10 protein-coding genes are annotated in these 14,913 nt (G+C 71.7%); 6 read left to right on the plus strand and 4 right to left on the minus strand.

The window, feature by feature from the left end:
* Window positions 1–42: 42 nt before the first annotated feature.
* From ACQB60_RS32700 to glgB, 6 genes are all read left to right on the plus strand, one after another.
* Window positions 43–642: a dihydrofolate reductase family protein gene (locus ACQB60_RS32700; RefSeq protein ID WP_496929733.1), complete on the plus strand. Its 600-nt coding sequence runs from the start codon at window positions 43–45 to the stop codon at window positions 640–642.
* 238 nt (window positions 643–880) lie between these two features.
* The gene (locus tag ACQB60_RS32705; RefSeq protein WP_496929734.1) at window positions 881–2,137 is read left to right on the plus strand and encodes a S8 family peptidase; all 1,257 of its coding nucleotides are present in this window, start codon (window positions 881–883) and stop codon (window positions 2,135–2,137) included.
* 310 nt (window positions 2,138–2,447) lie between these two features.
* The gene (locus tag ACQB60_RS32710) at window positions 2,448–4,508 is read left to right on the plus strand and encodes an alpha-1,4-glucan--maltose-1-phosphate maltosyltransferase (protein ID WP_496929735.1); all 2,061 of its coding nucleotides are present in this window, start codon (window positions 2,448–2,450) and stop codon (window positions 4,506–4,508) included.
* A complete protein-coding gene (treS, locus tag ACQB60_RS32715; RefSeq protein ID WP_496929736.1) occupies window positions 4,505–6,205 on the plus strand; it encodes a maltose alpha-D-glucosyltransferase in 1,701 nt (566 codons plus the stop codon). The genes ACQB60_RS32710 and treS overlap by 4 nt, the downstream gene beginning before the upstream one ends.
* A gap of 102 nt (window positions 6,206–6,307) precedes the next feature.
* Window positions 6,308–7,702 (plus strand): maltokinase N-terminal cap-like domain-containing protein, encoded by a 1,395-nt coding sequence (locus ACQB60_RS32720; RefSeq protein ID WP_496929737.1) that lies wholly within the window; start codon window positions 6,308–6,310, stop codon window positions 7,700–7,702.
* Window positions 7,703–7,797: 95 nt separating this feature from the next.
* The gene (glgB, locus tag ACQB60_RS32725; protein WP_496929738.1) at window positions 7,798–10,179 is read left to right on the plus strand and encodes a 1,4-alpha-glucan branching enzyme; all 2,382 of its coding nucleotides are present in this window, start codon (window positions 7,798–7,800) and stop codon (window positions 10,177–10,179) included.
* 13 nt (window positions 10,180–10,192) lie between these two features.
* On the opposite strand, the gene ACQB60_RS32730 is transcribed toward glgB, so the two are convergent.
* The 4 genes from ACQB60_RS32730 to ACQB60_RS32745 all read right to left on the minus strand — a co-directional run bounded on the left by ACQB60_RS32730 (window position 10,193) and on the right by ACQB60_RS32745 (window position 14,848).
* Entirely contained in the window at window positions 10,193–12,433 is a 2,241-nt protein-coding gene (locus tag ACQB60_RS32730; RefSeq protein ID WP_496929739.1) for a HelD family protein, read from the minus strand.
* Window positions 12,434–12,588: 155 nt separating this feature from the next.
* Window positions 12,589–12,921, minus strand: coding sequence for a thioredoxin family protein (locus tag ACQB60_RS32735; protein ID WP_496929740.1), 333 nt, complete (start codon window positions 12,919–12,921; stop codon window positions 12,589–12,591).
* Complete coding sequence (locus ACQB60_RS32740; protein ID WP_496929741.1) at window positions 12,918–13,331, minus strand: MerR family transcriptional regulator; 414 nt, start codon at window positions 13,329–13,331, stop codon at window positions 12,918–12,920. Before ACQB60_RS32740 ends, ACQB60_RS32735 begins: the two co-directional genes overlap by 4 nt.
* A 41-nt stretch (window positions 13,332–13,372) precedes the next feature.
* The gene (locus ACQB60_RS32745) at window positions 13,373–14,848 is read right to left on the minus strand and encodes an AAA family ATPase (protein ID WP_496929742.1); all 1,476 of its coding nucleotides are present in this window, start codon (window positions 14,846–14,848) and stop codon (window positions 13,373–13,375) included.
* Window positions 14,849–14,913: the final 65 nt, after the last annotated feature.

The raw sequence follows: 14,913 nt of genomic DNA on the forward strand, positions 1-14,913 counted from the left end.
GCCCGGACCGAAGGGCCGCACGGCACTTCAGAGGAGACCCGCATGCGAAAGCTCGTCTACTTCATCGCCGCCAGCCTCGACGGCCACATCGCCGGTCCTGACGGCTCCGACCCCACCGGCCCCGACGGCTTCTGGCCGGTCGGCGAGGACTACCTCCAGGAGCTCGTCGCCCAGTACCCCGAGACGCTCCCCGCCCATGCGCGGGAGGCCCTCGGCATCACCGACCCCGGCACCCACTTCGACACGGTCGTCGAGGGCCGCCGCACCTATCAGATCGGCCTGGACCTCGGATTCCCGGACTGCTACCCGCACTTGAGGCACCTCGTCTTCTCCCGCACGCTCAAGGAGAGCCCGGACCCGGGCGTCGAACTCGTCGGCACCGACCCGGCCGCCCGGATCCGCGAGCTCAAGCAGGAGCCCGGCGAGGGCAAGGACATCTGGCTGATCGGCGGCGGGGAGCTCGCGAGCGCCCTCTACGGGGAGATCGACCGGCTGGTCCTCAAGGTCGCCCCGCTCACGGTGGGCTCGGGCACGCCGCTCTTCGCCCACGAAACCCCCTTCGAGCCCACCCTGTTCACGCTCACGGACAGCAAGGTCCTGGACAGCGGCACGCTCTTCCTCACGTACGACAGGAAGGCATGACCTCGCGCACGACAGGAGGGCGCGACTCCGCAAGAAGGCGTGATTCGGCCAGTTTTCGCCGCAACCCTCACACGCCCCACACGGGCGATATGGCCGATTCCGCCCCCTCGTGCGGTCTTGTAGCGCTTCACACCGCACGAGAGGCTGCCCACTGACGCTCGCGGAGTTGTGGGGGACCCGGCGCAGCGCCGGTCCAACTCCGCGAGGTACACGTCGAGTTGGGGAGGGAAGCCAGCCTATGACTCTGCCACGCAGCAAGCGTCTGCGATGGGCGGGAGCCGTCACGGCCGCCACCACGGCGGCCGTGGTTTCGGCCGTCACACTGCCCGCGCACGCCGCGCCCGCCGCACACACCGCGCCCGCCGAGGGCCCCACGGGGCGGATCCTCGGCGCCGGGAGGCCCGGTGCGGTCAGCGACAGTTACATCGTCACCTTCAAGGAGGGCAGAGGCGGCCGAGGGGGTGTGCAGGCTCCCTCACGCGCGGGCAAGGAGATCGCCGCGAAGTACGGGGCGGAGATCCGCCAGACTTATGGCGCGGCTCTCAACGGCTATGCCGTCAGGGCCAGTTCGGCCGAGGCGAAGCGGCTCGCCGGTGACAAGCGGGTGGCCGCCGTCGTGCAGGACAGCAGGGTCTCCCTGCGGCACACGCAGAAGAACCCGCCGTCCTGGGGCCTCGACCGGATCGACCAGAAGAACCTGCCGCTCGACCGCTCCTACACCTGGCCGGAGTCCGCCGACGCGGGCGCGGGCGTCACCGCGTACGTGATCGACACCGGCGTCCGCACCACGCACCGCGAGTTCGGCGGGCGGGCGCGCAGCGGCTACGACTTCGTCGACCACGACCGCACCGCCCAGGACGGCAACGGCCACGGCACCCATGTCGCCGGGACCGTCGCGGGCCGGACCTTCGGCGTCGCCAAGAAGGCGAAGGTGGTCGGCGTGCGCGTGCTCGACAACGAGGGCTCGGGCACCACGGCCCAGGTCATCGCGGGCATCGACTGGGTGACGCGGCACGCCCAGAAGCCCGCCGTCGCCAACCTCAGCCTCGGCGGCTACGCCAACGCCCAGCTGGACGCGGCGGTCCGCAACTCCATCGCCTCCGGAGTCACCTACACGGTGGCGGCGGGCAACGACGGGCTCCCGGCGAGCCTCTACTCGCCCGCCCGCGTCCGCCAGGCCATCACGGTCGGCGCCACGGACAAGAAGGACGCCCGCGCCTCCTTCTCCAACTGGGGCACGCGCCTGGACCTGTTCGCCCCCGGCGTCGCGATCACCTCGGCCTCGAACCGCAGCAACACCGACAGGGCGACCCTCTCCGGTACGTCGATGGCCTCGCCGCACGCCGCGGGCGCGGCCGCCCTGTATCTCGCCGCTCACTCCTGGGCCTCGCCGGCCGAGGTCGCGAAGGCGCTCACCGGGCGCGCGGCCAAGGGGAAGGTGAAGGGCCCGGGGACCGGGTCGCCGAACCGGCTGCTTCAGGTGCACAACCCGTGAGACGGCCCGGCGCCCACGGTCCGACTCAGTCCGTGAGACGGCCCGTGAGACATTCGGCCAACAACCGTAAAGAATCCGCACGTTGACCGGCCGGCCCCGCATCTCGTCGCGGGGCCGGTCTTGTGTGGGTCGTTACGTGCGAGTAGTTAACAAAGGGCCGGATTGCCCACCCGGACCGGGTGGGAAGGCTCCCCCGGTACGCCGAATCCGGTACGCCCGGCACGCACCTGAACTCTCGTACGACGACGCAGAACCCTCCACACCCCGTAACCCCGCAAGCCAACCCTCGCGCACGCGGACAGGAGCGGTCATGCCCTCACCCGAAAACAGGGATCCCTCCAGGACCGGGGACCCCTCACTCACTGTGCCCGTCCTCGACGTCGAACCCGTGGTGCACCGCGGCCGACGCCCCGCGAAGGCCGTGATCGGAGAAACGTTCCAGGTCTCCGCCACCGTCTTCCGCGAGGGGCACGACGCGGTCGCCGCCAACGTGGTGCTGCGGGATCCCGAGGGGCGGGCCGGGCCCTGGACGCCGATGCGGGAGCTGTCGCCGGGCACCGACCGGTGGGGAGCGCGCGTCACACCGACCGCGGCAGGGGGCACGGGCGACTGGACGTTCGCCGTCGAGGCGTGGGGCGACCCCGTCTCGACCTGGCGGCACACGGCGCACATCAAGATACCGGCGGGCCTCGACACCGAACTCGTCCTGGAGGAGGGCGCCCGGCTCTACGAGCGGGCGGCCGCCGGGGTACCGGAGGGCGGCGGCCGGCGGGCCGCCGTCCTCGCCGCCGTCGAGGGCCTGCGCGACGCGGGGCGCTCCCCCGTCGCCCGGCTCGCCGCCGCGCTCACCCCGGACGTGGACGCCGTGCTCGCCGCCCACCCGCTGCGCGAACCCCTCACCTCCACCGAGGAGTTCCCCCTGCGGGTGGAGCGGGAGCGCGCCCTCTTCGGCTCCTGGTACGAGTTCTTCCCGCGCTCCGAGGGTGCCGTCGTGCGGGCCGACGCGCCGCCCGTGTCGGGCACCTTCCGCACGGCGGCCCGGCGCCTGCCCGCGATCGCCGCGATGGGCTTCGACGTGGTCTATCTGCCGCCCGTCCACCCCATCGGCACCACCTACCGCAAGGGGCGCGACAACTCCCTCTCCCCCGGCCCGCACGACGTCGGCGTGCCCTGGGCGATCGGCTCACCGGAGGGCGGGCACGACGCCGTCCACCCGGACCTCGGCACCCTCGACGACTTCGACGACTTCGTCCGCGAGGCCGAGGCGCACGGCCTGGAGGTCGCCCTGGACTTCGCCCTCCAGTGCTCCCCCGACCACCCCTGGGTGGAGAAGCATCCCGACTGGTTCCGGCATCGGGCGGACGGCTCCATCGCGTACGCGGAGAATCCGCCGAAGAAGTACCAGGACATCTATCCGATCGCCTTCGACCGGGACCTGGCCGGGATCACCGCCGAGGTGATCCGGCTCCTCCGCTTCTGGATGGGGCACGGCGTGCGGATCTTCCGCGTCGACAACCCGCACACCAAGCCCGTCGCCTTCTGGGAGGCGGTGCTCGCGGACATCAACGGCACCGACCCGGACGTGGTCTTCCTCGCCGAGGCGTTCACCCGCCCCGCGATGCTGCGCACCCTCGCCGCGATCGGCTTCCAGCAGTCGTACACCTACTTCACCTGGCGCAACGGCAAGGACGAACTCACCGACTACCTACGGGAACTGGCGGGCGAGTCGGCGCACTACCTGCGGCCCAACCTCTTCGTGAACACCCCCGACATCCTGCACGCCTACCTCCAGGACGGCGGCCGCCCCGCCTTCGAGGTGCGGGCCGTGCTCGCCGCAACCCTTTCGCCCACTTGGGGCGTCTACAGCGGATATGAGCTGTGCGAGAACACCGCTCTGCGTCCGGGCAGCGAGGAGTATCTGCACTCGGAGAAGTACGAACTGCGGCCGCGCGACTGGGAGTCCGCGGAGCGCACGGGGCAGAGCATCGCGCCCCTCATCACCACCCTCAACCGGATCAGGCGCGCCAACCCCGCCCTGCGGCAACTGCGTGACCTGCACTTCCACTCCACTGACCAGGAAGCGGTGATCGCGTACTCGAAGACCGTCACGGACGCTCACGGCTCGAACACGGTTCTGGTGGTCGCCAACCTCGACCCTCACCACACCCAGGAGGCCACGGTCTCGTTGGACATGCCGGAACTCGGCCTGGACTGGCACGAGTTCGTGCCGGTGCGCGACGAGCTCACCGGCGAGACCTACCACTGGGGCAGGACCAACTATGTGCGCCTCGAGCCGGGCCGGGCGCCCGCGCACGTACTCGTCCTGCGACCGTCCTCCTCCCCGCTGATCGGAGGGTCACCCACACCATGATCGTCAACGAGCCCGTCCAGGACACATTCGAGGACACGCCGGCCAAGGACCGTCACCCCGACTGGTTCAAGAGCGCCGTCTTCTACGAGGTACTCGTCCGCTCCTTCCAGGACAGCAACGGCGACGGCATCGGCGACCTCAAGGGCATCACCGCCAAGCTGGACTATCTGCAGTGGCTCGGCGTCGACTGCCTGTGGCTGCCGCCGTTCTTCCAGTCCCCGCTGCGCGACGGCGGCTACGACGTCTCCGACTACACCGCGGTGCTCCCCGAGTTCGGGGACCTCGCGGACTTCGTGGAGTTCGTGGACAGCGCCCACCAGCGCGGCATGCGGGTCATCATCGACTTCGTCATGAACCACACCAGCGACCAGCACCCGTGGTTCCAGGCGTCCCGCACCGACCCGGAGGGCCCCTACGGCGACTACTACGTCTGGGCCGACGACGACAAGCAGTACCAGGACGCCCGCATCATCTTCGTCGACACCGAGGCGTCGAACTGGACCTTCGACCCGGTCCGCAAGCAGTACTACTGGCACCGCTTCTTCTCCCACCAGCCGGACCTCAACTTCGAGAACCCGGCCGTCCAGGAGGAGATCGTCTCGGCGCTCAGGTTCTGGCTCGACCTGGGCATCGACGGGTTCCGGCTGGATGCCGTGCCGTACCTGTACGCGGAGGAGGGCACCAACTGCGAGAACCTCCCCCGCACCCACGACCTGCTCAAGCGGGTCCGCGCGGAGATCGACGCGCACTACCCGGACACGGTGCTGCTCGCCGAGGCCAATCAGTGGCCCGAGGACGTCGTCGACTACTTCGGCGACTTCGAGAACGGCGGCGACGAGTGCCACATGGCGTTCCACTTCCCGGTGATGCCGCGCATCTTCATGGCGGTGCGCCGCGAGTCCCGCTACCCGGTCTCCGAGATCCTCGCCAAGACCCCGGCCATCCCGTCCGGCTGCCAGTGGGGCATCTTCCTGCGCAACCACGACGAGCTGACCCTGGAAATGGTCACCGACGAGGAACGCGACTACATGTACGCGGAGTACGCCAAGGACCCGCGCATGCGCGCCAACATCGGCATCCGCCGCCGCCTCGCCCCGCTCCTCGACAACGACCGCAACCAGATCGAGCTCTTCACGGCTCTCCTGCTGTCGCTCCCCGGCTCGCCGATCCTCTACTACGGCGACGAGATCGGCATGGGCGACAACATCTGGCTCGGCGACCGCGACGCCGTGCGCACCCCCATGCAGTGGACGCCGGACCGCAACGCGGGCTTCTCGTCCTGCGACCCGGGCCGCCTCTACCTGCCGACGATCATGGACCCCGTCTACGGGTACCAGGTCACCAACGTCGAGGCGTCCATGTCGTCCCCGTCCTCGCTCCTGCACTGGACGCGCCGGATGATCGAGATCCGCAAGCAGAACCCGGCGTTCGGGCTCGGCACGTACACGGAGCTGCCGTCGTCGAACCCCGCGGTCCTCGCCTTCCTGCGCGAGTACAAGGACGACCTCGCGCTGTGCGTGCACAACTTCTCGCGGTTCGCGCAGCCCACGGAGCTCGACCTGCAGGCGTTCAACGGCCGCCACCCGGTGGAGCTCATCGGTGGCGTGCGCTTTCCGGCCATCGGTGAACTGCCGTACCTCCTGACGCTGGCGGGACACGGCTTCTACTGGTTCCGTCTGCGCAAGGACGCGTCCTAGCCTGAGAGTTGGGCACTCGCTCCCCACAACCCCTGATACGACCGCACCCCCCTTGATACGACCGGCACCCCCTTGTCCGCGGCGCGGAAAGGACACGACGCCATGTCGGAAGCCGCCATCCGCTCAAGTGCCACCACGAACGCCCTGCTCGCCTCGCTCGATCCGCTGCTGCGCGCGTGGCTGCCGCGGCAGCGGTGGTTCGCGGGCAAGGGGCGGCCCGTGGACGGGTTCGCAGTGGTGGCGGCGACCGAACTCCTGCCGCCGGGGCGCGAGTTGGGGATGGTGCACCTGCTCGTCGACGCCGTGTCCGAGCGGTCGTCGGACTGCTACCAGCTGCTGCTCGGGGTGCGCGACGCCCTGCCGCCGCATCTGGCGCCCGCCCTCATCGGCCATGTCACCGAGGGGCCGCTGGCCGGGCGGACGGTGTACGACGCGCTGCCCGACCCGGCGCTCGCCCGGGTGCTCTTCGAGCGGCTGCGCTCGCCGGGCCGGCTCGGCGTGCTGCGGTTCCGCAGGGACCTGGGACGAGAGGTCCCCGGCGATCTGGTGCCGCGCCCCCTCGGCGCCGAACAGTCCAACTCCTCGCTCGTCTACGGCGATACGTTCATCCTGAAGCTCTTCCGCCGCGTCGTGCCCGGCGTCAACCCGGACCTGGAGCTGCCGCTCGCCCTCGCCCGGCAGGGCTGCGGCCACGTGCCCGCGCCGGTCGCATGGTTCTCCGCGCACCCCGGGCCGGACGCCGACACCCCGGAGAACACCCTCGTCCTCGGCGTCCTCCAGCCCTATCTGCAGGGCGCGGCCGACGGCTGGGAGCTGGCCCTGCGCGAGCTCGCCAAGGGCCAGGACTTCCAGGACGAGGCGCGGGCGCTCGGCCGGGTCACCGCCCAGGTGCACGCCGCCCTCGCCCGCGCCCTGCCCACGGTGACGCTCGGCCGCGCCCAGCTGCGCGCCCTCGCCGACTCCATGACGCAGCGCCTGGACGCCACCGCCGTCGCCGTCCCGGCGCTGCGCCCCTACGCCCCCGCCCTGAACACCGCCTACGAGGCGCTCGCCGGGCTCGCCGACGAGGGCGCCGCCCGGCAGGCCCAGCGGGTCCACGGCGATCTGCACCTGGGCCAGTGCCTGCGCTCTCCCGACGGGGACTGGACCCTGATCGACTTCGAGGGGGAGCCCGTGCGCCCGCTCGCCGAGCGTAGGGTCCCGCAGCCCGCCGTCCGGGACGTCGCGGGCATGCTCCGCTCCTTCGACTACGCGGCCGGCTCCGCCGGTCCCGCGAAGCCCGTCCCCGAGTGGGCCGACCACGCCCGCGCGGCGTACTGCACCGGGTACGCGGAGGTCTCCGGCCGCGACCCGCGCACGGACCCGGTCACCCTGCGCGCGTACGAGACCGACAAGGCGGTCTACGAGGTCCTCTACGAGGCCCGCCACCGCCCCGACTGGCTCCCCGTCCCGCTCGCCGCGATCGACCGCCTCGCCGGCAACGGCTCCACCACCTGACCGTCCCGCTCCCGCTCCCGCTCCCGCTCCCGCTCCCGCTCCTGCTCCTGCTCCTGCTCCTGCTCCTGCTCCTGCTCCGCCGAGGAGGCTGTCCCGTGTCCCCCAAGTCCGACCAGCCGAAGCCGCGTTCGGCCGCGAAGAGTGCCAAAGCGACCAAGGGTACGAAGGGGGCACAGGGGAAGCCGAGGCCCGCCGCGCGGAAGACCGCGGCGCCCGCACAGGCCGCCCCGCACCCGGCCCCCGCTCCCGAGGCACCCAGGGTTCCCGCCCAGCAGGGCGCCGCCCCGCCCGTCTCCCCCGTCCCCGCCGCCGACCGCGTCCGCCTCCTGCGCGGCACGCACCACGACCCGCACTCCGTCCTCGGCGCCCACCTGACACCCGACGGCGTCGCCTTCCGCGCGCTGCGCCCGTACGCCCTCAAGGTCTCCGTCGTGGCCAAGGACTTCCGGGCCGAGCTGCACGACGACGGCGACGGGTTCTTCTCGGCGGTGCTCCCGCTGCGGGAGGTCCCGGACGACTACCGGCTCCACATCACGTACGAGGGAACGGAGCTGGAGGTCCACGACGCCTACCGGTTCCTGCCCGCCGTCGGGGAGCTCGACCTCCATCTGATCGGGGAGGGGCGGCACGAGCAGCTGTGGCAGGCGCTCGGGGCCCGCCCGATGGTCCATCAGGGGGCCACCGGCACCCGCTTCACCGTGTGGGCGCCGAACGCCCAGGGGGTGCGGGTCGTCGGGGGCTTCAACTTCTGGGACGGCACCGGCTTCGCGATGCGCTCGCTCGGCTCCAGCGGGGTGTGGGAGCTGTTCGTGCCGTCCGTCGGCGAGGGCGAGCTGTACAAGTTCGCGATCACCCGGCCCGACGGCTCCGTGACCCTGCGCGCCGACCCCCTCGCCCAGCGGACCGAGACGCCGCCCGCCAACTCCTCGGTGGTGCACGAGTCGCACCACGAGTGGCACGACGAGGAGTGGCTGCGGCGGCGCGCGGACCGGCCCGTGCACGCGGCGCCGTTCTCCGTGTACGAGGTCCATCTGGCGTCCTGGCGCCCCGGCCTCACCTACCGCCAGCTCGCCCACCAACTCCCGCCGTACGTGGCGGATCTGGGCTTCACGCACGTGGAGCTGCTGCCGGTCGCCGAGCACCCCTTCGGCGGCTCCTGGGGCTACCAGGTCACCGGCTTCTACGCGCCGACGGCCCGGCTCGGCACCCCCGACGACTTCAAGTACCTGGTCGACTGTCTGCACCGCGCGGGCATCGGCGTCCTCATGGACTGGGTGCCCGCGCACTTCCCGCGCGACGACTGGGCGCTCGCCGAGTTCGACGGGCGGCCCCTGTACGAGCACGAGGACCCGGCGCGGGCGGCGCACCCCGACTGGGGCACCCTGGAGTTCGACTACGGCCGCAAGGAGGTCCGCAACTTCCTGGTCGCCAACGCCAGTTACTGGTGCGAGGAGTTCCACATCGACGGCCTGCGCGTGGACGCCGTCGCCTCGATGCTGTACCTCGACTACTCGCGCGAGCACGGCGAGTGGACCCCGAACGTGCACGGCGGCCGCGAGAACCTCGACGCCGTCGCCTTCCTCCAGGAGATGAACGCCACCGTCTACCGCCGCTCCCCCGGCGTCGTCACCATCGCCGAGGAGTCCACCGCCTGGGACGGCGTGACCCGCGCGACGCACCACACGGGCCCCGGCGGCTTCGGCGGGCTCGGCTTCGGCCTGAAGTGGAACATGGGCTGGATGCACGACTCGCTGGAGTACATGGCCCACGAGCCGGTCCACCGCAAGTACCACCACAACGAGATGACGTTCTCGATGGTGTACGCGTACTCCGAGAACTACGTCCTGCCGATCTCCCACGACGAGGTCGTGCACGGCAAGCGGTCGCTGGTCTCGAAGATGCCGGGCGACTGGTGGCAGCAGCGCGCCAACCACCGCGCCTACCTGGGCTTCATGTGGGCCCACCCGGGCAAGCAACTGCTGTTCATGGGCCAGGAGTTCGCGCAGGGCGCGGAGTGGTCGGAGGCGCACGGCCCGGACTGGTGGCTGCTCGACCCGGCGTACGGGGCGGAGCCGGACCACCGGGGAGTGCGGGACCTGGTCCGCGACCTGAACATGGTCTACCGGACGGAGCCCGCGCTCTGGCAGCGCGACACCGACCCCGGCGGCTTCGCCTGGGTGGACGGCGACGCCTCCGAGGACAACGTCTTCGCCTTCCTCCGCTACGACGACGAGGGCACGCCGCTGCTCGCGGTCTCGCACCTCTCACCGGTGGTGCGGCACGAGTACCGGCTCGGCGTGCCCGACGAGTTCACGGCCTGGCAGGAGGTCCTGAACACGGACGCGGCCCGCTACGGCGGCGGCGACATCCTCAACCCCGGCCCCCTGAAGCCGGACTCGCGGGGCGCGCACGGCCGCCCCGCGAGCCTCCAGCTGACCCTGCCCCCGCTGGCCACGGTGTGGCTGCGGCCGGTGTGAGGGCCGGGAGGAGTCAGCCGGGCAGCGGGGCGAGCGCCGCCGGGAGCCCCTCCCGGTGCAGGACGCCGAGCGTCTGGGTGGCCCGGGTCAGGGCCACATACAGATCGCTGGCGCCGTACCGGGCGGGCTCCACGACGAGCACCGCGTCGAACTCCAGGCCCTTCGCCTGACGCGGGTCGATCAGCACGACCGGCCGCGTCAGGTCCGGGGCCTCCCCGGCCGTCACCCCGGGGAGCTTTCCGGCGAGCTCCCCATGGAGCTCGCGCGGGGCGATCACGGCGAGGCGCCCCTCCTCGGGCAGGGCGTCGGCGACCGCGTCGGCCACGGCGGCCGCCAGGTCGTCGGCCTGCCGCGCCCACGGCCGTACGCCGGTGGAGCGCACCGAGCTCGGCGGCCGGAAGCCGGGGTCGGTCGCCCTCGGCACCTCCGCCGCGACGTCCATGATCTCCACGGGCGTGCGGTAGTTGACCCCGAGCCGCGTGTACTCCCACCGGTCGGAGACGTACGGCTCAAGGATCGACTCCCACGAGCCGCAGCCGCCGGCCTCGGCGGTCTGCGCCGGGTCGCCGACGAGCGTCATGGAGCGGGTGGGGCAGCGCCGCATCAGCAGCCGCCACGCCATCGCGGACAGCTCCTGCGCCTCGTCGACGATGATGTGCCCGAACGCCCAGGTCCGGTCCGCCGCCGCTCGCTCGGCGGCACTCCGGTGATCGAGCTCCTCCTGCCGCTCGGCCATCCGCTCGGCGTCGATGATGTTGTGCGCGAGCAGGACCTCGGCGTCCTCCTCGTCCTTGTCCTCGAACTCGTACGTCCGCGAGGCCCGCGACACGTCAAGCACGCCCTGTGCGTAGGCGACCTGCTCCTGCCACTCGGCCTCGGCGGCTGCGCGCTCGGCGCTGTCGTCGTGGCCGAGCAGCTCGGCGGCCTCGTCGAGCAGCGGGACGTCGGCGGGCGTCCAGGCGCTGCCCCGGGGCCGCCGGATCACGAAGGCGTCGGTCTCGTCGAGCCCCGTGGGCTCCTCCAGATAGTCCGTGACGAACTGCTGCGCCGTGAGCACCGGCCACAACTCCTGGATGGCCGCGTGCACTTCACCGCTCGCCGCGATCGACTTGCCGATCTGCGCGAGGTCGTCGGGGCCAAGGAAGTTGGGCCCGCCGTACGGGTCGGCGCCGATGCGGTCGGCGAGCTGCCGGGTGAGCGCGTCGATGACGTGGAAGGCGAAGGTGGGCCGGGCGAGGTTGTGCGGCACGTCGGCCTCGCGCGCCTTCTCCCGCGCCTCGTACGCGATCGTCCAGTCCAGGACCAGCTCGCCGTCGTCGTGCTCGATGAGCAACGGGGCGCCGGGCTCGGGCAGTTGCTGCCGGTCGCGCAGGGCCCCGGCGAGCACCTCCGCCATCGCGACGCGGCCCTTGACCTCGGCGGCGGCCGGGCTGTCGGTGCCGGTGGCACTCACGCCGGGGAACAGCTCCCCGACCGTGGACAGGAGCACCCCGGTCTCGCCGAGCGCGGGCAGCACCTCGCTGATGTAGCCGAGGAAGGCCGGGTTGGGCCCGACGATCAGGACGGCTCGCTTGGCGAGCAGCTCGCGGTGGGCGTAGAGCAGGAAGGCGGCCCGGTGCAGCGCGACGACGGTCTTCCCCGTCCCGGGCCCGCCCTCGACCACCAGCACGCCCCGGTGCGGGGCGCGGATGATCCGGTCCTGCTCGGCCTGGATGGTCTGCACGATGTCGTGCATGCGGCCGGTGCGCGCGGAGTCGAGGGCGGCGAGCAGCACCTCGTCGGCGTTGGCGCCCTCGTGCCCGGTGCGGGTGGTGTCGCTCAGGTCCAGGATCTCGTCGTGCAGCGCGGTGACCTCGCGCCCCTCGGTGGTGATGTGGCGGCGCCGCCGCAGGCCCATGGGGGTGTGCCCGGTGGCGAGATAGAAGGGCCGCGCGACTTCTGCGCGCCAATCGATCACGAGCGGGGTGCGCTCGGTGTCGGAGGCGCGGATTCCGATCCTGCCGATGTGGTGATCACGGCCGTCCCGGAATTCGAGCCGCCCGAAGCACAGACCGTTCTCGCCCGCGTTGAGGGCGGCGAGCAGGCCGGACCGCTCCGCCACCATCACATCGCGCTCAAGGCGCGCCTGAAGACCGTTGCCGACCTGCGACAACGACGCCTGCACGGCGGTCTCGGCCTCCTCGCGCAGCGCGTCCAGGCGCGCGTACAGCCCGGAGACGAATTGCTGCTCTTCCCGCAATTCCTCGGTTGACAATTCAGCCCCTCGCCAGTTACAGTGCTCTTATAAAGCTTCCGCGATGCTTGCATGTCGTTTTAGACATAGCTCCGCGAAAGAATCCAATATACGCAGAGAAAGACCCCGGACGTCAATTCGTCCGGGGCTTTTTCTTTGCTGTACGTCAGGTCGCTTTACATCACCTCGGCGAGCTCCTCCAGGAGCTTCCGCTTCGCCCGCGCCCCCACCATCTGCTTCACCGGCTCGCCGTCCCGGAAGACGATCATCGTCGGCGCCGCGAGGACCCGGTATGCGATCGCCGACTCCGGGCTCCGGTCCACGTCCAGCTGCACGATCTTGATCCGGTCCGCCTCCTCCCGCGCCAGCTCGCTCAGCACCGGCGCCAGCTGCCGGCACGGCCCGCACCAGTCCGCCGTGAACTCCACCAGGACCGGTCTCGCGCGCTCCCCCAGGACCTCCGCCGCGAAGTCCCCGTCCGTCACCTCGGCCACACCCGCTGCCCTCACAGCCCGTCCCCTTCCCTTTCACTGTCCAGTTCGCACCGCGGCTCCGGACCACCCGGAAGCGCCGCCTCGGCGCGCACGAGCTGCGCGCCGACCTGTTCCCGCACCGCACTCAACTCGCCTATCAGCGCGTCGAGTTCGGCCAGCTTCTTGCGATAGACGGCGAGCGAGGCCGGGCAGGAGTCGCCCTCCGGGTGCCCGGAGCGCAGACACTCCACGAAGGGCCGCGTCTCCTCCAGGTCGAAGCCGAAGTCCTGCAGCGTCTTGATCTGCCGCAGCAGCCGCAGGTCGTCCTCGTCGTAACGGCGGTATCCGTTGCCGCCGCGCCGTGCGGGCAGCAGCCCCCGGCTCTCGTAGTAGCGCAGCGTCCGCGTGGTGGTCCCCGCGCGGGCCGCGAGCTCGCCGATTCGCATGCGTACGACGGTAGACGTTGACGCCGGGGTCAAGGCCAGCGCTATGCGTCCGGGCCCTCCAGGTCGTCCAGGTCTTCCGAGTCTTCCAGGTCCTCGGGATACTCGGGGTCCTCCTCGCCCGGCACGCCCAGCAGGCGGCGGGTGAGGAGGTCGCGGTCGGAGAGGAGCTCGTCGGCGGCGGTGCGCAGGTCGTCGGGGGACGCGGGGGACGCGGCGCCCGCGGCGCGTTCGGCGCCGATCAGGACCGCCCGGCGCACCAGTTCCTTCATGAAGGACGCCGTGGTGCCCTCCGTCCGCGCCACGATCTCCCCGGCCGCCTCCGGCGCGAGGCCGAGCCCGCCCCCGTACAGGGAGAGCAGCGCGCGCCGCCCCGCCGCGTCGGGCAGCGGGATCTCCACCGCCAGGTCGACGCGGCCCGGGCGCTGGGCGAGAGCGGGTTCGAGCAGGTCGGCGCGGTTCGTGGTGAGCAGGAAGGTCACGTCGGCGTCGTCGCCGAGGCCGTCCATCTCGTTCAACACCTCGAAGAGCAGCGAGTGTTCGCCGGGATGGTCGCGGGACTCGGCGATCAGGTCGCAGTCCTCCAGGACGACGAGGGCGGGCTGGAGCATGCGGGCCAGCGCGCAGGCCGAGCCGATCCGGTCGATGCCCGAGCCGGCGAGCAGCACGACGGTGAAGTCCGGGAGGTGGGAGAGCAGATAGCGCACCGTGTGCGTCTTGCCGGTGCCCGGCGGCCCGTACAGCAGAAGGCCGCGCCGCAGGTGCTGGCCCGCGGACCGCAGCCGGTCGCGGTGCCGGGCGACGCCGACGACCTGCCGCTCCACCCGCTCCAACAGCCCCGGGGGCAGCACGATCCGGTCGCGGTCGAGGCCGGGCCTGCGGTGGAAGCGGAACGGGCCGAGGCCGTCGCCGAAGTCGGAGCCCTCGAAGGAGAGGACCTGGCCGCGGTAGATGTTGTCCTCGCGGATCAGCGCGTCGACGCCGCCGAGCAGCCGCCGGGCCGCGTCCCGCGCCGGGGCGATCACCTCGACCTGCACCTTCTCGCTGCCGTACTCGTCGTTCGGCCCGCGCAGCAGCACCACATAGCGGTCGGCGCCGTCCGTGCCGAGGTAGAACCCGAAGGAGACGCAGGCGAGTTCCTCGTCCGGGGAGACCGGGAGATAGGCGTAGTCGACGGCGCCGACCACGAACTTGTCGTAGCGGTCGGCCGATTCGAGCATCTCGGAGAGGGTGTACATGCCGCGGTGCGTGGCGCCCGTCAGGCCGATGAGCTCATGGGTCCGCCCGTCCGTGGTGAACCAGCGCTCCAGGGCGCGGTGCACATTGGGATGGTCGTACGCCGGGTAGGTCGCCTTGAGGACGGGGGTCCCGCCGGGTGCCGAACCGAGGTGCTCGCGCAGCCGGGTGGTCAGGTCACGCCCCTGGTCCTCGCCCCGGCCCCGGCGCGCCACGGCCTCCAGGAACTCCTGGAACAGGTCTCCCACACGCTCGAGATCGGCCCGTCCGGCGGGCTGCGCCACGTCATCCACGCCTCAGCGTGACCCGGCAGCAGCGCCACCGTCAACGCGGCCGCAGTGGTCGGCCG

The organism is Streptomyces odontotermitis (assembly GCF_050510915.1).
GTDB lineage: Bacteria > Actinomycetota > Actinomycetes > Streptomycetales > Streptomycetaceae > Streptomyces.

What these genes read in the sequence shown, in the direction of transcription:
- ACQB60_RS32710 (WP_496929735.1), top strand. Translation starts at nt 2,448, where the DNA reads ATGCCCTCACCCGAAAACAGGGATCCCTCCAGGACCGGGGACCCCTCA.
- ACQB60_RS32705 (WP_496929734.1), top strand. Translation starts at nt 881, where the DNA reads ATGACTCTGCCACGCAGCAAGCGTCTGCGATGGGCGGGAGCCGTCACG.
- treS (WP_496929736.1), top strand. Translation starts at nt 4,505, where the DNA reads ATGATCGTCAACGAGCCCGTCCAGGACACATTCGAGGACACGCCGGCC.
- ACQB60_RS32720 (WP_496929737.1), top strand. Translation starts at nt 6,308, where the DNA reads ATGTCGGAAGCCGCCATCCGCTCAAGTGCCACCACGAACGCCCTGCTC.
- ACQB60_RS32740 (WP_496929741.1), bottom strand. Translation starts at nt 13,331, where the DNA reads ATGCGAATCGGCGAGCTCGCGGCCCGCGCGGGGACCACCACGCGGACG.
- ACQB60_RS32700 (WP_496929733.1), top strand. Translation starts at nt 43, where the DNA reads ATGCGAAAGCTCGTCTACTTCATCGCCGCCAGCCTCGACGGCCACATC.